This window comes from Vibrio sp. 10N.222.48.A3 (genome assembly GCF_041475345.1).
Lineage (GTDB): Bacteria > Pseudomonadota > Gammaproteobacteria > Enterobacterales > Vibrionaceae > Vibrio > Vibrio tasmaniensis_A.
This window is the reverse complement of record NZ_JBFRVX010000111.1, coordinates 1-7,330: the sequence shown is the minus strand read 5'-3', so window position 1 is coordinate 7,330 and position 7,330 is coordinate 1. Positions and strand designations below refer to the sequence as shown.

2 protein-coding genes are annotated in these 7,330 nt (G+C 47.8%); both read left to right on the top strand.

The genetic code is table 11. The annotated features are described in order from the left end of the window. Window positions 1-229: 229 nt before the first annotated feature. The gene (traD, locus tag AB4653_RS04145; RefSeq protein WP_102258633.1) at window positions 230-2,269 is read left to right on the top strand and encodes a type IV conjugative transfer system coupling protein TraD; all 2,040 of its coding nucleotides are present in this window, start codon (window positions 230-232) and stop codon (window positions 2,267-2,269) included. Between the two features lie 187 nt (window positions 2,270-2,456). Next, a partial coding sequence (gene traI / locus AB4653_RS04140; RefSeq protein WP_372103403.1) for a conjugative transfer relaxase/helicase TraI occupies window positions 2,457-7,330 on the top strand: 4,874 nt, incomplete at its 3' end.

Genomic DNA, 7,330 nt, shown 5'->3' with positions numbered 1-7,330 from the left:
CTTGTATAAACGATTTAGAGCTATAGGTCTAAATTGTTTATGTCCAAAAACGTTTTGAAACTGGTCAATCTTAATGCGAGCACCAAACAATTCTGTCGTCCCTTAGCCTTGGCACTCGTAATACACCTCCTTTGTAACCTGTCACCTTATTCCTGATTTCATTCTACCGAACAAAAGCGCCTCACTCAGTGTGGGCGCTTTTTTGTTTTCCTTCACAAGGAGTTTTTCTATGTCTACGACTCGTGGTGGTCAAATCACTTTCCATAACATTCGAATGTGGTGGCAAGTGAACGTAACCACAATCAAGTACCTCAATATCTTCGCGGCCTTGCTCGGGCTTATCACTACTTACCTCCTCACCTCGGCCAGCACATTAACCGGTGCCTACTACTACAGTCTATTTTGGCTCTTCAACAAATTAGGTTTTAGCCTAAAGCGCAACGTAGTGGTCGAATGGGAAGATCAACGCTACAGCAGCACCCTTGGCCAACAACTGCAAAACCCCATCTTGTCACAGTGCTACCAAGAATTGCTGCAAGCCCTGTTCAGTGGCCTACTGGTCTCTGTGGCCACTTCCACCGTGCTGTTTGTGATTATCAACCACTGGTTTAAGAGAAAAGGGCAAGAGCAAAGCGAAGATAACCACATTCGCGGCTTTCAATTGGCTGAGCCTAAAGCCGTCACCGCAGAGCTGAAAAAGAAGAAAAAACTCTCTCCTTTTGCACTCGATGGTCACAAGCTTTTTGTTGATAGGTTTGAGGTCAAGCACTTAATGATTGACGGCACCACAGGCGCAGGTAAATCCGTTGCGATTCGCAAGTTATTGCGCTGGATACGGGCGCGAGGCGATAAAGCCATCATCTACGATAAAGGCTGCGATTTTGTCAGTAAATTCTATGACCCTCATAAAGACGTGATTTTAAATCCCTTCGATGAGCGTTGCGCTGCATGGGATATTTGGAGTGATGCCAAAGAAGCCCCTGACTTTGAATCGCTCGCGGCCGCGCTTATTCCGCAACACGGCGAAGGCGACCCGTTTTGGGTGGATTCCGCACGAACCATTTTCGCAGCAACCACCTATCAAATGATGATCGATGACAAACACAAATGTACCATTGAAAATTTGCTGCACATTATCTTAACGTCGGAGCTTTCCACGCTAGGTGAACACTTAAAAGACACCGAAGCTAGCTCCCTCGTCTCGAAAAGTATCGAGAAGACAGCTATCTCCATCAAATCGGTACTAGCGACTTACATTAAGTCATTACGTTACTTACATGGTTTGGATGAAAAAGACGCACAAGGCCACCATAAACGGGCGCCATTTTCGATCACAGATTGGGTGCAAGATGAATCCCAGCAAGGATTTTTATTCCTATCGAGTAACGCAAGACAACACACCGCACTCAGACCACTGATCTCGATGTGGCTTGCGATTGCCTCCAACGCCATTCTAGGAATGGAGCCCGATGACGACCGCCGAATTTGGGTGATCATCGATGAAATGCCTACGTTACATAAACTGCCTGAACTCACGCACATTATTTCTGAAGTGCGTAAATTTGGAGGATGTTATTTACTGGGTTTGCAATCTTACGCTCAATTAGAAACCACTTACGGGCGCAACGCGGCGAGAGTCATTTTTGATTTGCTCAACACGCGCTTTTTCTTCCGCGCCCCTTCAAAAGCGATGGCCACCATTTCCTCGGATGATCTTGGTGAGCAAGAAATCGATATCTCACGAGAAAATATTTCTTACGGGGCGAACGCACTGCGTGACGGTGTCTCACTTGGCCACCAAAACAAAACGCGTCCTGTGGTTTCTCCTGCCCAAATCCAAGGTTTGGATGATTTAGAGTGTTACTTACGCACCCCTAACTCCATGCTCATCACTAAGCTGCAACTGAAGTACGACCGCATGAGCAATCTCCAACCCTCCTTCATCAAACGCAACCTACCAGGCGGGAAAGCAATGGAGAGTATCGACCAAGCCTTGATTTTTCATGAGTTAATTGCTTTGCATGAACTCGATGAAACCCAAAGAAACCGATTACTCGCCATTCAGCAAAGTACCTATGAAAACGAAGAAGAGCAGCAGCAAACCAGAACCCATCAAAAACAAACCCTTGCCAAAGCACCGAAAAAGGAAAACCCGACCAATAACGCTGCCCAAAACCAACAGCTCGCTGAAAACACACAAAATGCACTACAGCGAGAAACCGAAGAGGCGTCCATGACACAAGCAGAAACGGGCGAGATGTACGATTAACCACACGAAATGAAACATCAAGGAACATTTAGAGACCGAACACAATCTTACCCTCCCCTGTAAAAACCCTTTACCACCCTTTCATTCACATCAACGCCGTCCGCTAACCCATTCGTACCACACCCAACTCACCGGCATTCCGCTGACGTGGCGGCTTTGCTGCGCCCCAAAAAAAGGAGAACACCTTATGATGTCCATTAGCCCTCTTAAATCCGCCTCTGGCGCCGCCAAGTATTACTTAAACGAAGAAAACACCCAAGAGACCCCTGACATTTCTCTCGAAAAAGACAGCAACGACAACTACTACCTCAAAGAAAACAGTACCAATGAAAACACCTTTTGGCATGGTCAGTTAGCCGAAGAAGCAGGCCTACTCGGTAAACCGGTTGACCAAAAAACGTTAGAGTCCGTTTTATCTGGACACCTAGGCCATGAAACCATCAAAGGCAAACGCGACGATCATAAATCGGGGTTTGACCTAACCTTTTCTGCGCCAAAATCGGTCAGTGTACTTGCTCTCGTCGGGGGTGACACACGTTTAATCGATGCGCATAACACGGCGGTCAAATTCGCGCTCTCGCAATTAGAAAAAGACGTAGCACAAGCCACGCACATCAATGACGAAGGCGCTCGTGAGTTCATCAATACCGAATCCATGGCCTTTGCGGTCGTGCGCCATAAAACCAGTCGTGAAAACGACCCACAACTCCATTCCCACGCTTTGACGGCAAACATGACGCGCGACAAAGAAGGGCAACTGCGTACACTCGCCTCTTCTCTCAAACAAAAAGGCGGCGTCATCAATGGAACAGGCGAGCGCATTTACCACTTCCAAAAGTACTACACCGCTCTTTACCAGAGTCAGCTTGCCAAAGAGAGCGAACAAATGGGTTATCAAATGCAAGGATTGGGTAACGGCCAATTTGAAGCCAAAGGCCTCCCTCAAATCCTCCTTGATACGTTTTCTACTCGCAAACAACAGCTCGACCAACAAGCCTTAGATTTTGGGGGGACGCAAGCGGCAAAAGATGTAGCCGCACTCGATACTCGCAAAGCCAAAACCTACGAAAGTGAGGCCGAGCTCAATACTCGCTGGCAACAAACGGTGTGCAACAAAGGCTATCAGCCCAAAGACTTGGTTAAAAACGCCCTCGGCATCGCTCAACAAGAGCATCACCCTGAACAAATCGCTAAAGACGCGTTTAGTCGCGCCGTTGAACACTTGGGGCAATACAACACGGCACTAAAACTGCAAAAGATCATAGAATTAGCCGCGGCCGAGTTTACCAAGGGCGGCGTACAAGCCAATGCAATCGACCTTAAAGTGGTCGCAGACCAATGGGTGAAAGACGGGGCGCTTCTCCCCCTTTCCATGAAAGGTCAATACACCACTCAAACCATGCTGAAAACCGAACAAGCGTTAATGGCGGCCAGCAAAGGGCGTACGCACCATATGCGTACTCCCGTCAATGACGCTACGTTAGATAAACTGACCCTCACTCAAGGCAACTGCCAAAAGGTGGCGGACATTTACCAGTCCACCAAACAGTTTCATGTGGTCAATGTGTTTGGCAACAGTGAGCAAATCGCGCAAAACCTATTGAACGTCGGCAACCATGTCGGTAAACGTGTCCACTTAGTGTCACAAAACGCCAAAGACAAACACCGTCATAGCCAAACCATCCAACGTGAAAGTCATACGGTCGCAGCCTGGGTAAAACACCGGTTTCAAGAAGAGCATCGTCACTCTGTCCATAGTTTGTTGCACTCCGACCTACCAATGACCAACAAAGATGTCCTTCTCGTCGACAGCGCCCACAAAATGAGCGCGAATGAGTTGATCGCTTTAAACGCAAAAGCTAAGGGATCGGGGAGCAAAGTCATCTTGCTGAACAACACGTCCAGTCGCCAAGGTTTTAAAGCCTATAACGCCATCGAGCTTTACCGCAAAGGCAACGTCGTCTCGCACTCTTGGGTAGACAGCAAACAGATAGACAGTAAGGTTGCCTTGCACGACAGTGATACGCGCACCCTCGCCAGAGCTTATACCTACTTATCAAACAAAGAAGACACACAAGTGCTGGCGACTTCTCACGTTGAACAACGACGATTGACGGACGCGATCCGGACCTCTCTACAGAACCAGGGTCAACTTGCCCGCAGCGGCATCACCTTGTTGACTCAGCAACCTCATTATTTGTCTAAACCCCAACAGGAGTTAGCGCAACACTACAAGCCGGGCATGACCCTTCGCCATTGGGAAGACGGAAAACCTCAAGAGTTAGTGGTTTCCACATCGGATAAGACAAACAATCGAGTCCATGTACTCAGCAAAACCGATGGACAAGAATACACCCTCGATCCCGCTTCCACCGGATTCAAAGCCCTCAACATGCAGGTCTTTAAACCTGAATCGTTGCAAGTTAACCAAGGTGAACGCCTCATAACCACCAGTAAGCACTTTCCATCTGGGTTGAACGCCAATGAACGTTACGTGGTCACAGGGTTATCTAAAGAAACCCTGACGTTAACGGACACGCAAGGCGAATCGAAAACCATCCCCGCTGAAGCCCTGAAAGACGCACCACTAAAATACGACTATGTGCATTCCGCCAGTCATATCGAACCAAGGCCGCACACTCTTATTTCAGGCAAAACCTTTACGCTCTCCAAAGCGCTCTTCCATGATCTGACCGAGAAAAGCGCGCGCATCGATGTGTTTACCGACAACCCCGATAAAGCCCAGGCCGCGCTTGAGAAAAGCGAAGTGAAGCTTTCTGCCATCGAGCGAGTGATGCACACTCAAAGCGTCAACGACCGCTACCTGACTGACACCACCGCCATCACCGTCAAAAGCGACATCCAGCAAGCCCTCACTCTCTTAAACAAAGAGCAAAATTCACCACTGCAAGAGAAAGCGTTGAACTTTGCCCTGAGTCATCTTTCTGAAAAAGAAGCGGCGTTTACACAAAAAGAGTTAGTCGTCGAAGCGATCCGTTACGCTTTTGAAGAGGCCAATCAACCGATAATCAAAGATCAAATTGAAACAGAGCTCGCCAAGCGCAGTGACACCCTCTCTGCCGAATACAGCGACGGCACACGCTGGACCACCCAAGCGGCGCTCGATACCGAAAAGCACATCTTGCGGAACATTGAGCAAGGGAAAAATCAACACAAGCCGTTTGCCACCCACAGACAAGTCAGAGATTATCTCGATGCACAGCCTCGCCTTACCCAAGGGCAAAAGGACGGCATCACCCTTATCTCAACGACCAAAGACAGTTTTGTGGCCGTGCAAGGTTTAGCGGGCACCGGTAAATCCACCCTACTCGAATCCAACATTGAATTGATTCAACACGCTAGCCAAGCCAGTAAACACTCACCTTCACAAATCATAGGTATTGCACCAACGCACGCCGCCGTCAGCGAACTGGAAAGCAAAGGGATACAAGCGCAAACGCTGGAAAGCTTACTGACCGACCTAAGACGTGGCATCACCTTACCAGAGGACTACAAAAACACGCTGTTCTTCCTCGATGAAAGCTCCATGGTCAGCAACCAACAAGCCAAAGAGCTCACCGACCTTGTATTACAAAGCGGCTCCAAAGCCACCTTACTTGGGGATAAAGAGCAGCTGCTTTCTCTTAATGCCGGTAAACCGTTTGAATTGAGCATGAGACAAGGACTCATCGATACGGCTTTTATGACCGACATCATTCGTCAGAAGAATGAAATACTGCTTGGTGCCGTACACAACATTGTGGATAAGCAGCCACACAGCGCCCTCGATAAACTCTCTCAGCAAAGCCCTGATACACTCGGTAGCACGCAACATATTATCTCCACCCTCGATGAGAGTGCGAAAGACCAAAGCAAAGCACAGCTTATTGCCACCGAAAAGCTGCCTTACGCTGTAGCACAGGACTACCTTGCCCGTACGCCCGAAACGCGAGAAAACACGCTTATCATTGCTTACACGAATAATGAGCGTGACCACATCACTGAGCACATTCGTGTCGGACTGATGAAAACACAAGAGATAGGCCAAGAGAACATCATCACCACCCGATTGCGCTCTACAGGTGAGAGCAAAGAAGAGTTAGCCACCATGATGCCTTATCAGAAAGGGCTCATTTTAAGCACCAAGCAAGGAGAGTACGACATCATTACCCACATTGATTCGGAGCACGGAGTGGTGACACTTCAAGACGTGAATACAGGTAAGACAAAACCGTTTTTGCCACGTAACAAAGACCACAAATACACGTCACTCTTCGCTCAATCAGAAAAGCCGCTTTCAACCGGTGATAAAATCATGACCCGCTTTACCGACAAAGCGCGAGGCATTAAAGCCAATGTGGAATACACCATCAGCCGTGCCACCAAGGAAGAAATCACCGCGCTTTCGAAAGAAGGGCAAACGTTAAACCTCAATCCAAACCAACTCAAAGATGGGCATTGGGATTACGCTTACACCAGAACTGCGGACATGGCGCAAGGAGCGACGTATCAGTACGTCATTACCACTCTCAAAGGCAAAGGCGCACTGACGAACTTAAGACGCGCTTACATCGATTTGAGCCGAGCGAGCACTCATGTCAAACTTTTTACCGATAACCCAAAACAGATGATGAAGAGCTGGTTATCAAAAGAGGTCAATAAACACAGTGCCATTGAAACCATCGAAAACATTGCACCACACAGTACCCCTTACTTTAATGACAAAGCTCTGCCTCATGAAGACGTACGTTATCAAAATAGAAACGGAGATTTTGACTACAACCAATTTAAAGAACACATCAACCAAGCGCTCCCTAAATACACCGAAAGCTTAGCCATCAACCTATTGGGACAACCGAACCCATCTAAATCAGACCGTGACTATTTAACCTTTGGTATCGGTAAATCGGCTCTAAAAGTGTCATTAACGGGGGAATATCGAGGGTATTTTAAAGACTATACCACCGGTGAAAAAGGCTCATTAATCAATTTGATGATGAGTCATAAGGAAATAAATTATAAGGAGGCAATGAAAGAAGCCCACAACATCCTTAATGATCC